The 18,347-nt window shown below is 54.9% G+C and carries 11 protein-coding genes; 2 read left to right on the top strand and 9 right to left on the bottom strand.

Annotated elements, in window-relative coordinates:
* Positions 1-205 precede the first annotated feature (205 nt).
* From GOV45_RS22735 to GOV45_RS22715, 5 genes are all read right to left on the bottom strand, one after another.
* Positions 206-2,605, bottom strand: a complete 2,400-nt coding sequence (locus tag GOV45_RS22735; RefSeq protein ID WP_170482676.1) for a GAF domain-containing protein — start codon at positions 2,603-2,605, stop codon at positions 206-208.
* Positions 2,606-2,708: 103 nt separating this feature from the next.
* A complete protein-coding gene (locus GOV45_RS22730) occupies positions 2,709-3,872 on the bottom strand; it encodes a M20 aminoacylase family protein (protein ID WP_170482672.1) in 1,164 nt (387 codons plus the stop codon).
* Positions 3,873-3,935: 63 nt separating this feature from the next.
* Complete coding sequence (locus tag GOV45_RS22725) at positions 3,936-4,940, bottom strand: nuclear transport factor 2 family protein (protein WP_170482669.1); 1,005 nt, start codon at positions 4,938-4,940, stop codon at positions 3,936-3,938.
* A gap of 328 nt (positions 4,941-5,268) precedes the next feature.
* Entirely contained in the window at positions 5,269-7,257 is a 1,989-nt protein-coding gene (locus tag GOV45_RS22720; RefSeq protein ID WP_170482667.1) for a DUF1214 domain-containing protein, read from the bottom strand.
* A gap of 168 nt (positions 7,258-7,425) precedes the next feature.
* Positions 7,426-8,847 carry a DUF1254 domain-containing protein gene (locus GOV45_RS22715; protein ID WP_170482665.1) on the bottom strand — a complete coding sequence of 474 codons (1,422 nt, stop codon included), beginning with the start codon at positions 8,845-8,847 and terminating at the stop codon, positions 7,426-7,428.
* A gap of 92 nt (positions 8,848-8,939) precedes the next feature.
* Here GOV45_RS22715 and GOV45_RS22710 point away from each other — a divergent pair, with 92 nt between their 5' ends.
* Positions 8,940-9,962 (top strand): AraC family transcriptional regulator, encoded by a 1,023-nt coding sequence (locus tag GOV45_RS22710; RefSeq protein ID WP_170482661.1) that lies wholly within the window; start codon positions 8,940-8,942, stop codon positions 9,960-9,962.
* Between the two features lie 218 nt (positions 9,963-10,180).
* Here GOV45_RS22710 and GOV45_RS22705 read toward each other — a convergent pair whose 3' ends face one another.
* Positions 10,181-11,512, bottom strand: a complete 1,332-nt coding sequence (locus GOV45_RS22705) for a metal-dependent hydrolase family protein (RefSeq protein ID WP_170482659.1) — start codon at positions 11,510-11,512, stop codon at positions 10,181-10,183.
* Between the two features lie 130 nt (positions 11,513-11,642).
* On the opposite strand from GOV45_RS22705, the gene GOV45_RS22700 reads away from it, so the two are divergent.
* Positions 11,643-12,623, top strand: a complete 981-nt coding sequence (locus GOV45_RS22700; RefSeq protein ID WP_170482655.1) for a helix-turn-helix domain-containing protein — start codon at positions 11,643-11,645, stop codon at positions 12,621-12,623.
* 246 nt (positions 12,624-12,869) lie between these two features.
* On the opposite strand, the gene GOV45_RS22695 is transcribed toward GOV45_RS22700, so the two are convergent.
* From GOV45_RS22695 to GOV45_RS22685, 3 genes are read right to left on the bottom strand one after another with little or no spacing between them, the layout of a single operon-like run.
* Entirely contained in the window at positions 12,870-14,606 is a 1,737-nt protein-coding gene (locus tag GOV45_RS22695; RefSeq protein WP_170482652.1) for a Mur ligase family protein, read from the bottom strand.
* A gap of 14 nt (positions 14,607-14,620) precedes the next feature.
* On the bottom strand, positions 14,621-17,422 hold the full coding sequence (cphA, locus tag GOV45_RS22690; protein ID WP_170482649.1) for a cyanophycin synthetase: 2,802 nt from the start codon (positions 17,420-17,422) through the stop codon (positions 14,621-14,623).
* 20 nt (positions 17,423-17,442) lie between these two features.
* The gene (locus GOV45_RS22685) at positions 17,443-18,333 is read right to left on the bottom strand and encodes a cyanophycinase (RefSeq protein WP_170387166.1); all 891 of its coding nucleotides are present in this window, start codon (positions 18,331-18,333) and stop codon (positions 17,443-17,445) included.
* Positions 18,334-18,347 lie beyond the last annotated feature (14 nt).

Genomic DNA, 18,347 nt, shown 5'->3' with positions numbered 1-18,347 from the left:
GATAAGGGGTTTGTCGCGGTACAAGTAAACCGAAATGAGGTATTCGGAGCAGTTGAGGAGCGGATCCGCCGATAAAGATTATCTTGTGTTTTCAAGGGTTTGGCCCGATGCGCGGCCATTCGGCATTCGAAAGCTGTCGTCTGTTCAATCTGGACTGACCGACTGCTTCGAGCCCAATGTAGCCGCAGCCGATTTTATCCGTTTGCTATCCGTCAAAGTCTGCCGCTAACTTGAATACCTCGACCGGTTCGCGGATACCCTTCAGCACAAAATCTCCTGCCGAGACTGACGAGAAGTCGTCCTCCACCGCTATGGACGCACGGGTGCTGAGAAGGATTTCTCCGTCTTCCGCCATTTCGCACAAGCGGGAAGCGACGTTGATGGCGGTACCGGAAGCGGTGTAGTCGGACCGCCCTTCGTAACCCACCATTCCAACGGTTGCATAGCCCAGCGAAACGCCCACTCCGAAGCCCAAACGGAAACCCATACGCTTCCATTCTTGACTGAGTTCAGTCATGCGTGAGCGCATAGCGACGGCAAGGCGCACGGCGTCGCCAGCAGGATCGTCGCATGGGATAGGGTCATTAAAAAGTACCATTATTCCATCACCCATGCGATGATCTACGCCCGCGCCATGTGCGTTGATGAGCTTGCCCATCTCTTGGTGATAGGTTTGCAGAACCTCAATTGTCTCTTCGGGTTCGGCGGTTTCGCAGAAGGCGGTGAAGCCGCGGATGTCACAGAAGAGAACCCCCAATAAGGCCCGGTGGCTCGATAGCATCTTGTCCGAACCGGAGGAGATAACCGTGTCCGCTACGGCGGCCGGAAGGAAGCGCTTAAGCTTACCCATGCGCTCTATCTCTCCAACTTGCGCGTCAACTCTTTCACCCAGTTCGGCGTTCAGCGCTTGCAACTCCTTAAATTGGCGTACGTTTTCGATGGCTATGACCGCCTGCGCCGCGAAGCCTTTGACAAGACTTATGTCGTCCTCAGTGAAGGGCAGAACTTCCCGCCTGTAGAGCGTGAGTGTTCCCAGCGCTTGCACCCCGGAAAGTAGTGGCACTGACAAAAAGGATCGCGCACCTTCCTCATCTACAATTCTGCGGCGCCATTCATTGCCTGCATGATAAAGCGCGTCATCGGCGAGGTCGTCGACCTGTATAATCTTCCCGGAGCGGATTGCTTCCACAACAACCAGCTTGGAGGTGTCGAGGTCTTCATCAAATTCAGACAACCGAGAAGCAAACTCGTCTCCGGTTCCTCGGTAGGCCGGGCATCTAACGCGCTTGCGCCGATTATCTGTGATATGCAGAAGGGCAAGTGGAGCGTGACAGAGCTGGGATACGCTTTCTAAAATAACGTCAAAAACGGGCTGTTCGTCCGCTCGTGACCGGCTGATGATGTCCAGTACTTCAGCCGAAGCCTTCGAATGAGCAAGTCGCTCTTGCACTTCGCGGAATTGGCGCACGTTCTCAATAGCAATCACCGCTTGCGCGGCGAAGGATTGGAGCTGCGAGATTTCGTCCTGTGAAAACAATCGCTTTGTTCTTTGCTGCAGAACGAACGAACCTATTGCCCGTTGGTCGGCCATCAGGGGGATCACCAATTGGGAGCGCATGCCCTCTTTCTCTACGAGCGCCACTCGCGTTGGTTCTCCCCTGTGGTATACGTCATCGCGCAAGTCTTCAGTAACGATGTTGCGACGCTCACGAACTGCTCGGGACACCGTCAAATCGCTGTCAATCGGCCATTTTTCTTCGCCCGGTTTCAATTTCAGAAACCGGGCACCAGCATTTGCTATGAGTTCAAGATGTGTTCCCTCTTTATTGAGCATCGCCAAAGCCGACATATCCACATCGCACAAACGCAATACGCTGTTGAGGATTGTATCGAACACAGGTTTTTCATCGTCGCGGGAACGGCTAATCACTTCGAGAACTTCTCGTGTAGCAGACTCACGTTCAAGCCGGGTCTGAATTTCGCGGAATTGACGTACGTTCTCAATTGCGATCACGGCTTGTTCAGCAAACGTCTGAGCGAGCGAAACTTCTGACGGATCGAAAGGACTGATCTCTCGCCGGAACAGAGTTAAACTTCCTATTCCGACGCCGTCCTTGAGCAATGGAGCGAAAAGCACACTTCGGATGTTTGAAGTATCGACCATGGAGCGGACAATAGGGCTGCCATTTTTGTAAAGCTCGCTCGTACCCATATCGTCGAATGCAACAAGGCAACCGTCAATGATGGATCGCGCCGCGTAAGACAAGTCTCTGTCCATACGCATCTGCCCACTCTCAAACAAATCGACCGCTGCTTGGAACATGCCATTGTGCGCGGCCAGCGTCTGCGCGTTGTCATTTGCAGTACCCAAAACCAGCCCTGCAAACGGCGCGTTGCAGAGCTTGCAAGCGTGATCGAGGATCGCATCAAAAACAGGTTTCTCGTCTTCACGGCTCTGGCTGATGACTTCAAGAATACTGCGTGTGGCCGCCTCTCGCTGTTGTCCGCGAGCGAGGTCATCCAGCAGAGTTTCTGGATCCAATCCTTCTTGCGAGCCCCGCGTATCCATAGAAACAACCTTACTACGCTCGTCGAATTTAACCATGTCGGACTTCGCTTGCCAAACAAATGCGCGCAGGTTGCCGATCAATGGCGAACCCAATCGCCAAACAGCATTCACCCAAGATTTGCTGGTTAGACCCTACCGCCTAAAACGAGAGTCTCTGCTCAACGACGCGCGCCATGATGGAAGCGCCGACAGGAAGCATATGGGGGTCGAGCACGAAGCCTGGGTTGTGTAAAGCGATATCTCCAGAATGGCCAAGCCGACAATAGGCGCCGGGAACGGCACGCAGCATATCCGCGAAATCTTCAGAGCCTGTGCCGGGTGGGGCCTGATCCGTCACGTTATCGCTGCCCACGATGTCAGCAGCAGCTTCCAGATATGCGTCCGACAATACAGCATCGTTTACAAGCGGGTTGAAAACGTTGCGCAGATCAACTTCCACCTCGACGCGATGCGCGAGGGCGAAGCCATCGCAGATTTCGCGCAGCCGGGTCTCGGCGAGCGTACATATGTGCTCGTTGAAATAACGAATTGTCCCGGCCAGAGTCGCGGTATCGGGCACGACATTGTATGCCGACCCGGATTGGAATTTAGTCACGGAAACGACGCAAGATTCGATCGGCGGAACATTACGCGACAGAATCGTCTGTATCTGCCCAACCAGAGCTGAAGCGATTACCAGAGGGTCGCGTGACTGGTGCGGCATGGCCGCGTGACTGCCCTTGCCCTGAACGCGAATGTCGAAAAAGGACGCGCCCGCCATCGCCGTACCTTTACAGATTGTCACTTTGTTGGGCACGCCGCTGGGCCAGTTATGCATCCCGTAGATCTCGTCGCAGGGAAAGCGCTCGAATAAACCTTCGGCCAGCATACTCCGGGCACCCCCAAGTCCCTCCTCTGCGGGCTGGAATATGAGCACGGCGGTGCCGTCGAAATCTCGGGTCGTCGCCAAGTGTTTGGCGGCCCCAAGCAACATTGTTGTATGCCCGTCATGCCCACATGCATGCATGACTCCAGGTGATTTGGAAGCATAGCGCAAATTGGTTTGCTCGTGGATGGGCAGTGCATCCATGTCGGCGCGCAGACCGACCCGGCGTTTGCTGTCTCCTCTTCCCTTGATCAGTCCGACAACACCTGTTTGAGCGATTCCAGTGTGGACTTCATCCACACCGTAATCACGCAACTTGCGCGCGACGATCTGTGCCGTACGCGTTTCGGTAAAGCCGATTTCCGGATGAGCATGCAGGTCTTCGAAAATCGCAGTTAAATCTTCGACACTATCCGCAATGGTGGGAAGAATGTTCATGTCAAAATCTCTTTTATGTGCGCATCTGTTGCCGGATTGGCCTGGGCAAGGATGGCCGGATTGTCATTTTGGCTGGCTGTCCAGTTTTTTTGTGGTTTTTTGCCAATCGAGCTTAAGTATTGAGTGCTCCCCATCCAGACCCTTTAGCGGAATTGTCATCGGTTCGCGGAAAAGGAACTCATTCGACCCACCGACCATGATCCGTGTGGCGTCTGATACACAGATATCACTTGGGGCAGCGAGTGACGCGATGCGGGCAGCTTTGTTTACCACTGTTCCAAAGTGATCGGCGTCAGTAGTAATCACTTCGCCGGTATGCAATCCAATGCGTACTTGCAATTTTGGTTCGGCGGTTTCAGCTGCATTGGCCTGCTGAATATTCTGCGCCGCTAGCAGGGCGGCCCTTGCGGAGGCGAAGGTAGACATGACACCATCACCAAGCGATTTCACCAATTGCCCACCGCCATCGACGATATGAGTCTCGACCAGCTTGAGGTGTCTGCGTACAGCGTCGGTCCAGAGTGTATCCCCTATCGTTTCAGCAATCGTCGTACTGTCGGCTATATCAGTGAACATCACAGTCGCTATACCGCTTTGCCCGAGCTCGTACGGAGTAGACAAAGCAGCATCTAGAAGTTCTTCAAAACCTTTTGCTTCGTACCCAAAGCCTTCAACGTTATTGACCGGAATGGAGTTGTGAACGTGCACGATCTTCCACGAACCCTTATCGAGTTTCAGAATGACGGTGGATCGCAGTTGTGCGGATTGTCCCGTTTCAATCGCGTCGATGGTTGCTTTCCATTCCACCCAGCCAAGGAACCCGCATTCAAATCCACGCAGTTCTTCCGGGTGCCACTGAAACCGTGGAACCTCCTGAATATACTGCGCCATGCCACGACGCAGCGCGTCATCCCGCCATGCCTCATCCTCGTCAGAGCCAAAATAAGACAAAACGGGATCGTCAGAGAAAAGATTCGCGACTGTTTCGCCGTCGCCGCGCCCGTACGCCTTGATCCAACGTTCCACTATGGCTGCAAGTTCTGGCGAAGGGCGTATCGTGTCTGTCATCAAGTGAATGATAGCAACTACCGCGTCTTACGCATAGCACCGCTAAAATAGAGCAATGATGAAGACTAAATGCGGCTGCGGCGCTGAAAGCCTTGGGTCTCGGAGGCGAATACTCGCAGCATTGACCCACTCGGATTACAAGACTTCACGCAAAGATCATTTTCGATACAACTGCACCTGAGGGCTATGTCCGCGGAGCAGACGGTCGTGCAGAGTGCTGCGAAAGACCGCTTCGAGCCCAAAGCTGCCAGTTTTCGAGACGCCCCAATTTCTTGGAGCGTCCATATGCGCCATAAGACTTTTGCTCGTCTGGTCTAAACTTCCAAGACTACTCCACGAGTTCCAAGTCACCGGGCCGCCAGCTTTTGTCGAACCACGGTTCAAGCGGCCCGTACAGACGCATCATGACATTGAAGCTTCGTCCGGGGACGGTTTGCGCCCAGTTGTTTTCCCAACCTTCCGGCGCTTCCGGTCCAAAATAGATGCTGAAGCTACCATCGTCGTTCGGCTTGATTCCGGGCCTGTTGGAGTCGATCCCTCCGGCTTGTTGGTCCGTTTCCAAGATCGAACGAGTCTGCCCACTATAGAGCATAAACGACGCAAAGTTTTTGGCAGGAACCGGTGCGGGAAGCGTTACCTTGTAGGTCTTTGAACCATCGAGGTACTCCCCATCTTTGTCGCGGGCCGTCATCGCGTACACTGAACCAGTGCCGACTGGCGGGGCGGTCATGGCAGGTGTGATACCGGTAGCCATGTAGAAGAAGTACGTCCGGTCATCGAGAATACGCGCGCCATCCTCTAGGAACAAATAGCTTTGACGCTGGAACGGCGAATTCCATTGACGATTTTCATAGAAATACACGCCCGGATCGCGTGAGGCGTAAGTGATGGCACGCGCAGTTGCGTTTGCGATGGCGGCTGCTTCTTTGAAGATGCCCTTCATTCTGGCATCCGGTTCGAACGGTTCGCCTTTCTTGATGCCAATGGACGCAAACGTCCCAACGATCTCTGGGTCGAAAGCGCCAACAGGGTTGTTGTCCAGCGCCACATGAATTTCCTCGAAGAAATCTTCGTTGTTGGCATGGACTGTGTTGTGCTGAACGCCGGAGATATTGATGAAGTTCTCTGTTGGCGGATTGTCGGCTGCGCTCAGCGGATAGATATTCAATCCTGCCTTGATCTCTGCAACTGGTCCTGTTGTGTCACCATCTGCTCCGGGCGAGCGACGCAGTAGCAACCAGTGTTCATTTGTTCTTGTACGAAGTTCAAAATATCCTTCTGGCACTGCAGTTTCATCGTCGTGATGCATCAACAAGTATTTCCCGCCTTCGCCTTTGTCTGCACCAAGCGCGCCTATGTCTGCGACGTAGTCGAACCCTGCGTCGTCCAACAGGCCCAACATGCCAGCGGGCACCTCTATGACCATAGGGCCTTCGGAGATATCAACGTTGGAACCAACGTAAATAGTCGTTGTGTTGGGCGTCAGCCAGATTGATCTGGCATCCAGCAGATTTTCTGCAATGACGACATCGTTGGGTTGTGCGCCAACATCTTCATAGCCTTGGAACATTCCACGCAGAGACGCGATTTTCATGCCATCAAGAAAAGCAGTCGTTGCTCGCATCAAGTCCAGATTGTCAAAGACTTTCTCAACCGTATCTGGTGAAGGCATGCCATCGAAAAACTCAAGTGTGCCAAGTGTCTCTGTTTCCACTCTATCCGGTGTCAAAACGTTTTCAGGTACTATTGCAGCAAACTCTCTGTCGGATTGGGGAGGCAATGCGACTTGTTCATTTGTACCCTCATTCTGTTGTATCATGTCTTCGTTCAACAAAACGAACTCCACGCGCCGGTTCAGCGCGCGTCCTTCCTCGGACAAGTTCGAGGCGACAGGCGCGATTGGACCTGCTCCCATGGCGACCAGACGTTCCGCTGCGACGTTGTAGGGTTCGCCCATCAGTGCATTGCGTACGGCCGCAGCACGGCGCTCAGCGAGGTCAATGTTGTAAGCAAAGTCACCCACCGAGTCCGTATGGCCCACGATCGCCAGTCGCATTTCTGGCAGCGTCGCCATCGCGCTGGCAACTTTGAACAACACCTCTGGGGACGTGCCGGTCAGCGCGTCACTGTCGGTCTCAAAAAAACCGCCGCTCATTGAGACGCGACCATCTTCGCGCAGAGCGGACACAACCGCTTCATCTGTCAGTTCACCGACCGCTCGTGCTCTTTCTTGGCCAAATTGTTGCGCATGAACCGGTCCCGTAGTGACTGCGAGTGCAATCGCAATCGCTGTCATACAGTTTCTTATGCTTCTCATTTTGAAACTCCCATTTTTCATTGCCTTAATGCGCTTTTCGCGATTTGGCATTTTGGTGTTTGTTTTGGAGAGACGGCGTCCCGAGGCGTGCACCGCCTCTCCAATTGCTGACCGATTGGTTGGTGCCAATACCGGTCAGTTTCCGAATTGGATTGTGAAAATGTTTAGCTAGTTCACTTTTTCCAAGTCATACAGTTGCCAGCCGCTTTCGATCCATCCATCGGCAGGGCCGTAGAGCCGGAACAGCAGAAAGAAGTCTTCACCGGTCGGTATCCAGTTGCTTTCCAGCCCTTCCGGTGCTGTCGGCGCAAAGTATACATCGGCAGACCCGTCATCATTAACCTGCATGTCCGGCAGGTTCGGTGTTGCCAGCCCGACGCGTTCATTGCCTTCGACAAAGCCTTTGGTCTGCATGCTGTAGACGATGACCGACCAGAAGTCCTCTGCCGGCGTGTCTGCGGGCACGGTTAGCTTGTAGGTGTCTTCGCCGTTGAGCATTTCGCCTTCGCTGTCCGTCAGCCCAGTCAGATAGAATGTGCCACCACCAAGCTTCTTTGGTAGGTATGTGATCCATGAATAGGAGCCGCCAGCGCGATCATCGATAAGCACCATATCTTCAGTCACATAAGGAAAACCTGCTTGTGGTTGACCTTCGGCAAATGCCCAGACACCCCATTTCCGGTCTTCCCAAAGTGGCACAACCGAGCGCGTTACGAAATGTTCCTGCATGGTATCATACGCGCATTGCAGCCCATTCAACATCGCGGTTTGTGTCTCTTCATCGGGCTCAAAAGGTTCGCCGCGCACCATGCCGAGCGAAGCCAGCATCGCCATCATTACCTTGTCCTGCTCCAGTACCGGTTCTCGCTGAATGACCGTATTCAAGTCTGTAAAGAAGGTCATATCGTAGACAGGCAAGGTGTTGATTGGATTTTCCTTTACGTCGACAAACCGGGTCGCGGGAGGGTTGTCCGCATCACTCAGAGCATAGATTTGCAGCGTCTGAGCATAAGTTGCCTGATCTTCGCTAGTGCCCCCGTCCTTTGCGACGGGTCTAAACGCAAAGTGCACGCCATAAGTATTCGACCGGTAGACGAAATATCCTTCCTCAGGCACGTCACCATCGTAGCCGGGGGGTAAAATCAGGTACTTTCCGCCTTCGCCTGCATCATCTCCCGTGGTCCCGACATCTGCCAGCGGCACTTGCCAAGCGTTAACTATTGTTCCAAAGAAAGCTGCCTTTTCGCCAGCAGGTGGTACGTCAATTACAACCGGCTCGTCGACTGTAATTCCGCCGCCGAAAACATAAGGTGTAACGTCATTTGCAGTCAGAAAGCCGTGACGGCTGTCCATTGGTTCGCTCATGTAAGCGATAACGCCGCGCTCCGCGCCCGCGTCGCGCTGGATTGCGAGCTCTATGTCGTAAACACCGACGGCCGGCATGCCCCAGATCGCAGCTTCGCAAGCGCGCCGTTCGATGAGGTTACGTTGAACTTCTGAAAGTTCAGCAACCGCTTGGAATGGAACGATTGTGAAAGTCGCGAACAGAGAAGCGGCGCATGCGCGCAAAAAGGTTTTGCCTTTAGGCATTGTGTATCTTCCCGGAGTTGTTTTTTGCTTGATTGCACAAACCAGAAACAAATGCGTATCATTTCACGACAGTTGTTTATTTGAGGACCTTAATGGCACTACCTCCGATGATTTCAGCGAAAGCACTCGGCGCGATGCCGCAGTTTGTCTACGAGTCCGCTGGTGAAAAACGATTAGAGAAGGCCATGGAGGCCGCCGACCTTCCGCACCACTTTATCGAAGAACGGTCGGGGTATATTTCTGAGCATTCATTGGCGACATTCGTCGAGCAGGCGGCTCGATCGGCGGGCCATCAAAACATTGGCTTGCTTTGGTCTCCTTACCTGACAGTCGCAGACTATGGGCTTTGGGGAGAGTATGTCCTGTCCGCGCCTACGTTGGGAAACGCACTACGTCGCGCAACATCGGTTATGCCTTTCCACTCATCAGTTGATCGCGCATGGCTGGAAGCCTCCGGTCGACGCTCGCGCTACTGCTACAAATTCGGCATGCCAGACCACCCCGCTTACGCCGATATAGCTTTTTCCGCGATTGGCGTATTCCTAAGTATTTTTCACGAGTACCTAGGGAGCGGATGGACGCCTACGGCAGTTCTCTTGGATTTTGCAAAAGTACCGAACTCGGTCGAAGTCGAGGACACATATGGTTGTCCCATAGTTTGGAACGCACCAAGGTTAGGTGTGGAATTCGAAAGCTCATTGCTTTTGGCCGAGAACAAAAGGCAAAATCGTGTTCGCGGTTTTGTGACGGTTGACGATGTTGCGAGGGAACGCCTCGGTGGACCACCTGAAACAATAGCTGGTCAGGTTGCCGCAATAGCCCGACAGCAACTCCACCACAAAGAAATCTCGGTTGACGCAACAGCTCGCGCACTCGGGCTTGGTGTTCGCACTCTTCAAAGGAAGCTAGAGGAAGAAGGCGCGCAATTCCGTCGCATAGTGACCGATGTTCGCGTAAGCCGGGCGAAAGAGTTACTTTCATCGCAGTCTGGCACCATCGCCGATATTGCTACTGCGCTGGGATACGAGACCGCCAACAACTTCAGTCGTGCATTTAAGACCGCCACTGGCGTCTCGCCATCTGAGCACCGAATACTTGGGCGCGATAGGTTCTAAACCGTCTGAAAATGCTTTAGCACCACCGACGGCTTTGTCCGCGACTCGGTCGTAGCCTAGTTTTTCGCCACCGTCCGCTCCTGCGCGAAGCAGCCATTCATGGTCGGAGTTTCGAATATTTCACTGTAAACGTCGGCTTAGCGCATCCTTTCAGTCATCTGAGAAAAACGGTCAGTTGACCGCGTTGAGCCCAAAACAGTCACTGTTGGATCAGTGATTTAGAGGTCGTTGCGGTGTACACGTCCATCCTTCATTACGAAATGGATGTTCTCCATATCGCCTAAAATGGTCACGTCATCGAGTGGGTTTCCATCGACCAGTATGATGTCCGCGTAAGCCCCAGATTGAATAACGCCGATTGGTCCCTCTGGGTAAGGATTTAGCGGTCCTGTCAGTTGTAGCAATTCGCCATTGACGGAAGTTGCCTGTTGCAGCGTTTCTAAGTCGGAGAAGTAACGGGTGCGGTATTCGAACTCGTTTCCGATTTCCGGTAGGCGTGGACCCCATAGATCAGTTCCGAAAGCGATGTTAATGCCATACTCACGCGCAAAGTTAATGGATGTTTCCACACCTTCGCGCACACTGTTGAACTTGGCTGCGGTTACTTCTCCAAACGCTTCGATTTGTTCCGGTGTTGGCGGCTCACCGAGAAACGCGATCTGCGTAGACAGCCAAACGCCATTGTCCGCAGCGAGTTTGGCGGTTTCATCTGTCATGAGTTGACCGTGTTCGATGACCTTAACACCGGCTTCAATTGCACGGCGGACAGTAGCGTCCGTGTAGGCATGCACCATCACATAGGTACCCCAATCTGCAGCAGCACCTACAATGGCTTGCATTTCTTCCGCTGAGTACTGCAACGTATGGAGTGGATCATATTGCGATGAGATCCCGCCGCCTGCCATGACCTTGATATGGACCGAGCCTTTCCGCAGTTCCTCGCGTGTGGCCCTCAGAACCTCTGGCACTCCGTCGGCAATTGCGCCGATGAACTGATTGTAGAAGGGTTCAGTTTCGGCCTCGTTTGGATGAGGGGCCGCATAGCCATAGCGGAAATCCGCATGGCCGCTTGTCTGTGAGATGAAGCGTCCCGATGGGTAGATACGTGGGCCTGGTATGTGCCCTTCGTCGATGGCCTTCTTAAGGCCGAATGTCGGGCCGCCTGCATCCCGCACAGTGGTCCAGCCACGATCCAGATAGTACTTTGCCGCAAAGGTCGACAGCGACGCCATGTATTGCCAGTCTTCTGATCCGGTTACCTGCGTTGGCAGCACGGCTTGCCCCAAGTGCCCGTGGGCTTCGATGATGCCCGGCATCAACGTACGACCACCACCGTCGATTATGCGACCGTTGGCAACTGCCAATGGTTCTGATGACACCTCGGAGATCAGATTACCGGTGACGAGCACATTGGCATCTTCAATAAGCGTTTCCGATACTCCGTCGAACACGTTCACATTGGTGAACAGGATCGGCATCGGTTCTTCTTGGGCCGTGGCCGCTACTGCGAAACAGGTGAAGCAGATGGCGACTAGCGGTTTTTGCGGCACGTCGAAACTCCTTAGTTTGATACATTCGTCAATCTTGCGTCAGAATAGCAGAACGTCTCGAGCCAGTGTGTTGCAGTCGGGTCGCTTTGATGAAATCTTGACGTGATTGAAACACTTCTCGAGGCAGGCAGTGTCGAAGTCTATTCCATTGGTCCTGAACACAATGTTTCGACCATTTGTTGTTGAGCTGCAGCGCAGAGGTGTCGCGCACAAAGCGATTATGCGCGCCAGTGGCATAGACGCAGATGGTTTACTGGAAGGCGAGTTCCACCTACCAGTCGTCGCATGGTACGACTTTGCGGAAAAATGCGCAGAAGCGACCAACGACCCGTTTTTCGGTTTCAAAGTTGGTTTCGACGCGGCTCTGCCGACACTAGCCAATTTCGAATTGGTGGACCTTTCCCGCGGATCATTGGGAGATTTGCTGTCTGCTCTGATCTTGGACGCACGGCGGGTCATCTCCGCTGCCAACTACACGATCATAAACGATGGTCAGTGGGTAAAAGTGGTGGCTGAGAGGGTTTTCAAGCCCGCCAAAGACCCGGCGCAAATTGACGCTTTCTATGCCGCCTACATGATGAATGCCTTCAGAATTTATTCCGGCAAACGCTGGGACCCGAAACAACTGACTGTTTGGGTTTGCGATGTATCCGCAGTTCCTGTGTCTGATCTCGATGGCGTCAACATCCTTCCCGGTGACGATACCGGAGCAGATTTTCGCTTTCCGTCAAGCTGGATGTTGCAATCAGCGGAAGAGATAGTTGCGCGAGCGCGGTGGGCGGAAAACCAAAGAAATAAAAGGTTCATAGTTGATTTCCAAACGCTCATCTCCACCCAGTTGGACAATCCAAATCTCACCGTATCCGGTGTCGCCGCGAGTATGTCTATTTCGGCATCGACTTTGCAAAGACGGCTCGGCGTACATGGGACTTCATTCTCCAGATTGGTCAAGGAAGCCCGCGTTGAGGCGGCGAAAGAAATGATGAAAAAAGGCGATCTGACGATCGCCAACATCGGAAAGCGAGCGGGATTTGAAACCGCGTCTGGCTTCGCCAAAGCTTTCCGCGATCACACAGGAATGACACCGAGAGAGTTCCGTAGTTCGATCTGAAAAGAATGTCGGCTTCGTCCGCACTGCGGTCGTTGAGTGGAATTCACTCAAAGTCTCCACTGAGCCCAAAGTACCGGATACTGCGCAACGATCACTTGGCGGGTTCTGCACCGTAGTCCGCCTCCGATCGGTCTCAGGTCGAAGGTGCAACATTTTTGGTGCATACTTCCCTGCCTGTTTGCATTTGCGCGCGCTTACATCGCCGTGTGCTAGCTACAACTGCGTGACACCGGCACCCGGCTCTGTTTATCCGTCGAGCATCGCGAGCACGGCGTCGCGTTCGGACAGGACCAACAGCAAGGCAAGATCACCCGGTTCCAGCTTTTCCAATATCATCGAGGCAGCTAGAGAGGGCGAAGATGCTCTCAGGACTTGTTGCGCGTCATATCCCTGTTCTAAGGCGGATTTTTTGATCAGGTCCGGGATTTCTCCCAATTCGCGACCTCTTAAATACCCTTCCAGTTCGGCTGCGACGACCACGTCGGGCTGGAAATTTAACGCTGTCGCGGTAACGTCCCGAATATCCTGATCCGACCGATCGCCAGCATGGCTGAGCATAATGTAACGCCGTTTCGCCGGTAGGCTTGACAGCGCATCGCAAACGGCCGAAATCGAGTGCGGGTTATGCGCAAAATCCAAAAAAACACGCGCATTATTGTAACTAAACTCGTTGCAGCGTCCGGGGTTGTCCTTGGCGTCGGGTTTGAACCCGGCCAACCCATCCCGAGCCCCCTGAACGGGCAAGTCCAGTGCCAAGGCAAGGCACAGGGCCGCCAGCGCGTTCAGGATATTGTATTTCGCAGCGCCGCCCATGGTCAGGGGAACATCGGAAACTGCAATGACTACCTGTTCGACCGCACCGTCGAAAAAGACGATATCTCCCTCCTGCACATAGGCGCAGCACTTGCCCGCATCACGCGCCTGACGGACAAGGTTGTTCTGCGCATCCAGCGAGAACCACCAGATATTTGCGGATGTATTTTCCGCTTCTGCGCGGACATACAAGTCATCGGCATTCAGTGCCAGCACGCCACCCTCGGCCAGCGTGCGATGCACGGCGAATTTGGCCTGAGCCAGTTCCGGCACCGTGTTGACCCCGTATTGCCCCAGATGGTCGTTTGCCACATTGGTGACCGCCGCTGCCGTTGCCGCGCGGGTCGGCAGACCCCGGCGCAGGATACCTCCGCGCGCGACTTCCAGACAGGCGACCTCCAGCCTTTTGTCACGCAACAGCATTCGCCCGCCGCCAGGGCCGGAATAATCGCCACGGTCGAGAATGTCGTCTCCCACCCGCACAAATTCGGTCGAGGTCAGCCCGGCAACCTTGCCCGAAGCGCGCGCGATCGCCTCAAGTAAACGGGTTGTGGTTGTTTTGCCGTTGGTTCCGGTTATGAAGGCCACCGGGATATTGTGCAGAGCCGACCAGTCCAAGTCATCGGGGGTAGGCAGCGCATCGACCGGCCAGGTCTGACTGCCAGTACCGTGCCCGATCGACACTTCGTCATCATCGCACAGGATATCCACACCATGCGCTTCTGCTGCCGCAATCAGGGCGATCAGCGCGGGATTGGCTTCCTTCTCCATAACGCTTTTGACATCCGCAACCATCTGATCGAAATCGCCGGGCTCGGATGCCAACAGTTCGGCAGCACAGAAATGCCAGACGGTTTGCACCGCGAAGATAGCGGAATAGAGCTGATCCATCGGTGCTGAAATCGCCAGATTGACGCCACCGGTGAAACTGCGGTGGGTTACGTCCTGATCCTGCCAGCCAAGTGCGTCCAGCACGCGGCGCGCGTGTTTTTCCCACAAAGCAGTGACCTGCGCGGTGCCGGTATCGGTGAAAAACACATCCATCACCGCGCCGGGGCGGTTCCACAACAGTCCCGGCCCGGTCAAGCGTCGGGCATCGTCTACCCGGATATGATCGGCGTACGCGCTTTCAATTGTCAGCGCGTTTTCAAGCTCTTCGATCCGGTCCATTCCGGTACCCCCGCTTAATCCGCGTCTTCGCTGATGTCGCGGGCCAGGCGCACGCCGCGCGCATCCCGGATCAGGTTCTGGTCGCTTTCGAACATGTCCTCGAACGAGGTGTCGATGGGGCTTGCCACCGGCGCAGCCTCTGTGACCGGCGCTTCGCTATCGGAGTTGAAATAGATGATCTGCTTCCAGCAGCGCGTTGTGTCATCACCGAAAATCACCAGCAGATCGCCCGGTGCGGCCTGTTCCAACGCTGCAGTCACCGCTTCGACCTCATCCGGGATGATCGTGATCGCGGCATCATCGACGCCGTTGTCGATCAGGGCCTGCCGCATCATTTGCGGTACTTCGTCGTGTCCACGGCCCCGGCGGCGGTCATCTGCCTTGCAGATGAAATGATCAAAATGCCCGGCCAATGCGGCGGCCCCGTCGATGATATCCTCATCGCGCCGGTCGCCGGGCATCGCAACAACGCACAGCCTTCGGCCCTTGACCTCCAACTGATCGGCCAGAGCCGCCATCGCCTTGAGCGCGGCAGGGTTGTGGCCATAGTCGAGGATCACCTTGAAGGGATGCTCGTCATAGACATTCATCCGCCCGGGTGCCTGGAAATAGCTGGTGTCGAAGGTGCGCAGCCCATGGCGGATATTGTCCAGATCCACTCCGAAACTATAGGCCATCGCGGCGGCGAACATCGCGTTCTGGACGTTGAAAATGGCCTTGCCTTCCAATGCCGCCGGGATCAGATGCGACCACAGCACCGGGATATGAAGACCGTTGTCATAAATGGTCAGCATGTCACCATTCATGCCCTTTTCAAGCACAATTGCCTTGCCGCCTGCCTTGATATGTTCCTTGACCAGGCTGTGCCCCGGATTGGTGGTGACATAAAAGATCTGATCCGCACCGGCATAGTCGGCCATTTTCAAACAGTTGATGTCATCGGCATTCAGAACTGCCGTGTCGGTGGCGCTTTCCACCACCACGCGTTTGACAACGGCCAGTTCCTCAACCGTGTTGATGCCGCCAAGACCCAGATGATCTGCCGAGACGTTCAGGCAGGCCGCTACGTTCGAGCGCTGATAGCCCAGACCCGAGCGCACAAGTCCGCCGCGTGCGGTTTCCATCACCGCAAAATCGACAGCCGGGTCGCGCAGAACGATCTGTGCCGACTTAGGTCCCGTCATGTCGCCCTTCACGCTCAGCTTGCCGTCAACATAAACGCCATCGGTCGAGGTCATGCCAACGGTCTTGCCGCTGGTTTTCATGATGTGCCCCAACATCCTTGAAGTGGTCGTCTTGCCGTTGGTTCCGGTGATTGCCGCGATGGGAATGCGGGTTTCCTCGGTGGCCGGAAACAGCATGTCGATCACTTTGCCCGCCACGTCGCGCGGCTGACCTTCGGACGGTGCCACGTGCATCCGGAAACCAGGGGCGGCGTTCACCTCGACAATCGCGCCGCCGATATCCTTGTAGGATTTGGTGATGTCGTCGATCAGGAAATCGACGCCGCCCACATCCAGCCCGACGGCCATGATGGCACGCTCGGCCATGTCACGGTTGTCAGGGTGCACCACATCCGTCAGATCAATGGCCGTGCCGCCAGTCGACAGGTTCGCCGTCGAACGGAGATAGAAAACTTCGCCATCCGGCAAAACGGTCTCTTCGTTAACGCCCGCATTCTCCATCAGGCGGTTGGCTTGATTGTCAATCTCAAGCATGGTCAACACTTTTTCGTGCCCGATGCCACGGCGCGGGTCCTGGTTCACGATGTCAACCAGTTCGGAAATCGTGTGCGTGCCATCGCCTACCACATGGCCCGGCACGCGCTTGGCTACAGCGACCAGCTTGTTGTTCACCACCAGCATCCGGTGATCGAACCCGGTGATGAAGCTTTCCACCAGAATGGCGCGGCTGCGGGAATGTTCCTTGGCTTCGGCAAAGCCTGCCTCGACCTCTTCATCCGAGTTCAGGTTGATCGAAACACCACGCCCATGATTGGCATCGAGCGGTTTGACCACCACCGGGTGCCCGATCCGTGCGGCGGCGCGCACGGCTTCACGCGCGGAATAAACCATGCGTTGCTGCGGCACAGGCAGGCCCAGATCGTTCAGCAGATTGTGGGTGTCTTCCTTGTCGCAGGAAATCTCGACCGAGATATGCTTGGTCTCAGAGGTTATGGTTGCCTGAATGCGTTTCTGGTATTTACCGTGCCCGAACTGAACCAGTGACCCAGAATTCAGCCTGATCCAAGGGATGTCACGCTCTTGCGCGGCCTTAACCAATGAGCCGGTTGAGGGACCAAACTCCTTGCGCTGCGCCCGCAGCACAAAGCTACGCAACTCGTCATCCCAGTTGAATTCCGGGTCGAAGTCGTAGTCCACCTGTTCCTTGAGGGATTGCGGCAATAGATGCATCAGCAGCCGCATTGCAAGCTTGCCTGCGTCCAGACCAACATCGCGCTGGCGGTATTCGTAAACCATGTTGTATTGGCCGGGTTCGCCTGTGCCGCGCGTGCGGCCAAAGGTTACATCCGAACCGGCCACGTTCTGCACTTCGATGGCACAATGTTCCAAAACATGACCAAGCCAAGTGCCTTCATCTTCGCGCAATCGGCGGATGAAACCACCGGGTTCGCGGTAGGAACAGCCATGTTCCGCCAGACCGGGAAGGGCCTGGGTCAATGCATCAATAAACTCGGAACCAATTTTGGCCGAAGGCCAATCTTCCAGAACGCCCAGATCAATGACGTGGCGAATGACCGGAAAACTTGCCCAGACATTCGGGCCGACAAAGACATTGGTCGAGATTGTTTTCATGAGGCTCCCCGTTGGTTAGCTTATTGTTTCCCCCCGTTGGCGGCCTCATCCTCGGACAGATCCGGCAATGTGCAGAACGCCATATGCTCATCCGGCGGAAAAGCCTGGCGAGCCGTCAGATCATAACGGCACCCTTCACCCAGAACGTCAAGCCGAAGTCCAAGAAGGCTGAGTGCTTCGCCGCGACGGGCATCCCACATCGAAGAATGGGTCAAATGGCTGGCATCCACCACGGTAACCGTTCCGCTGCCGATTACTTCAAAGACGTTATCGGGCCCAATGAAGGCCGCCGTGTCTTCGTCAACGCCCAATCCGATTAGAAAAGGGTTAAAAGATGAAGCGGTTAGCAATCGACCCAGGCGGTTGCGTTGGGTGAAGTGCTGATCAATGATGACGGCGTTGGTCAGACCCATACCGGGAGCCAGCGTGATGTTACCTTCGGCTGGACCAGAGTTGCTGCTGCCACCTGCTACCATATGCTCGGACATGATCGAAGCACCGGCCGATGTTCCTGCAACCGGCACCCCTGCCGCGTTTCGGCGCCGGATTTTCTGGGCGACCAGCGTGCCTCCAAGAATCGCTGACAGGCGCAACTGGTTCCCACCGGTCATAAAAATTCCCGTAGCACGATCCAGCATCCCCGCGTAATCCGGGTTGTCGCAATCGGCGCGGCGCGAGATAGGCAGGAATTCAACCTTGCCTGCACCAAGCTCGGAAAAGATGCGGTTATAGTCCGGTCCGGTTTCTTCCAGCATCGAGGCTGTTGGGATTACGACGATATCAGCGTCGGCACCGCCGGACAGTTCTACGAACTTTCGGTGAATCTGCATTTCCTTGACGCGGTCTTCACCGCCGCCGATCGGAATGATGAACCCGCGCGGGGTTTCTGCATCAACGGGTGCAGGGCACATATCTTAACTACCTT

It is taken from the genome of Ruegeria arenilitoris (assembly GCF_013035425.1).
In the GTDB taxonomy this organism is placed as follows: Bacteria; Pseudomonadota; Alphaproteobacteria; order Rhodobacterales; family Rhodobacteraceae; genus Ruegeria; species Ruegeria arenilitoris_A.
Note: the sequence above shows the minus strand (reverse complement) of the source record. Positions and strands in the feature narration are given on the sequence as shown.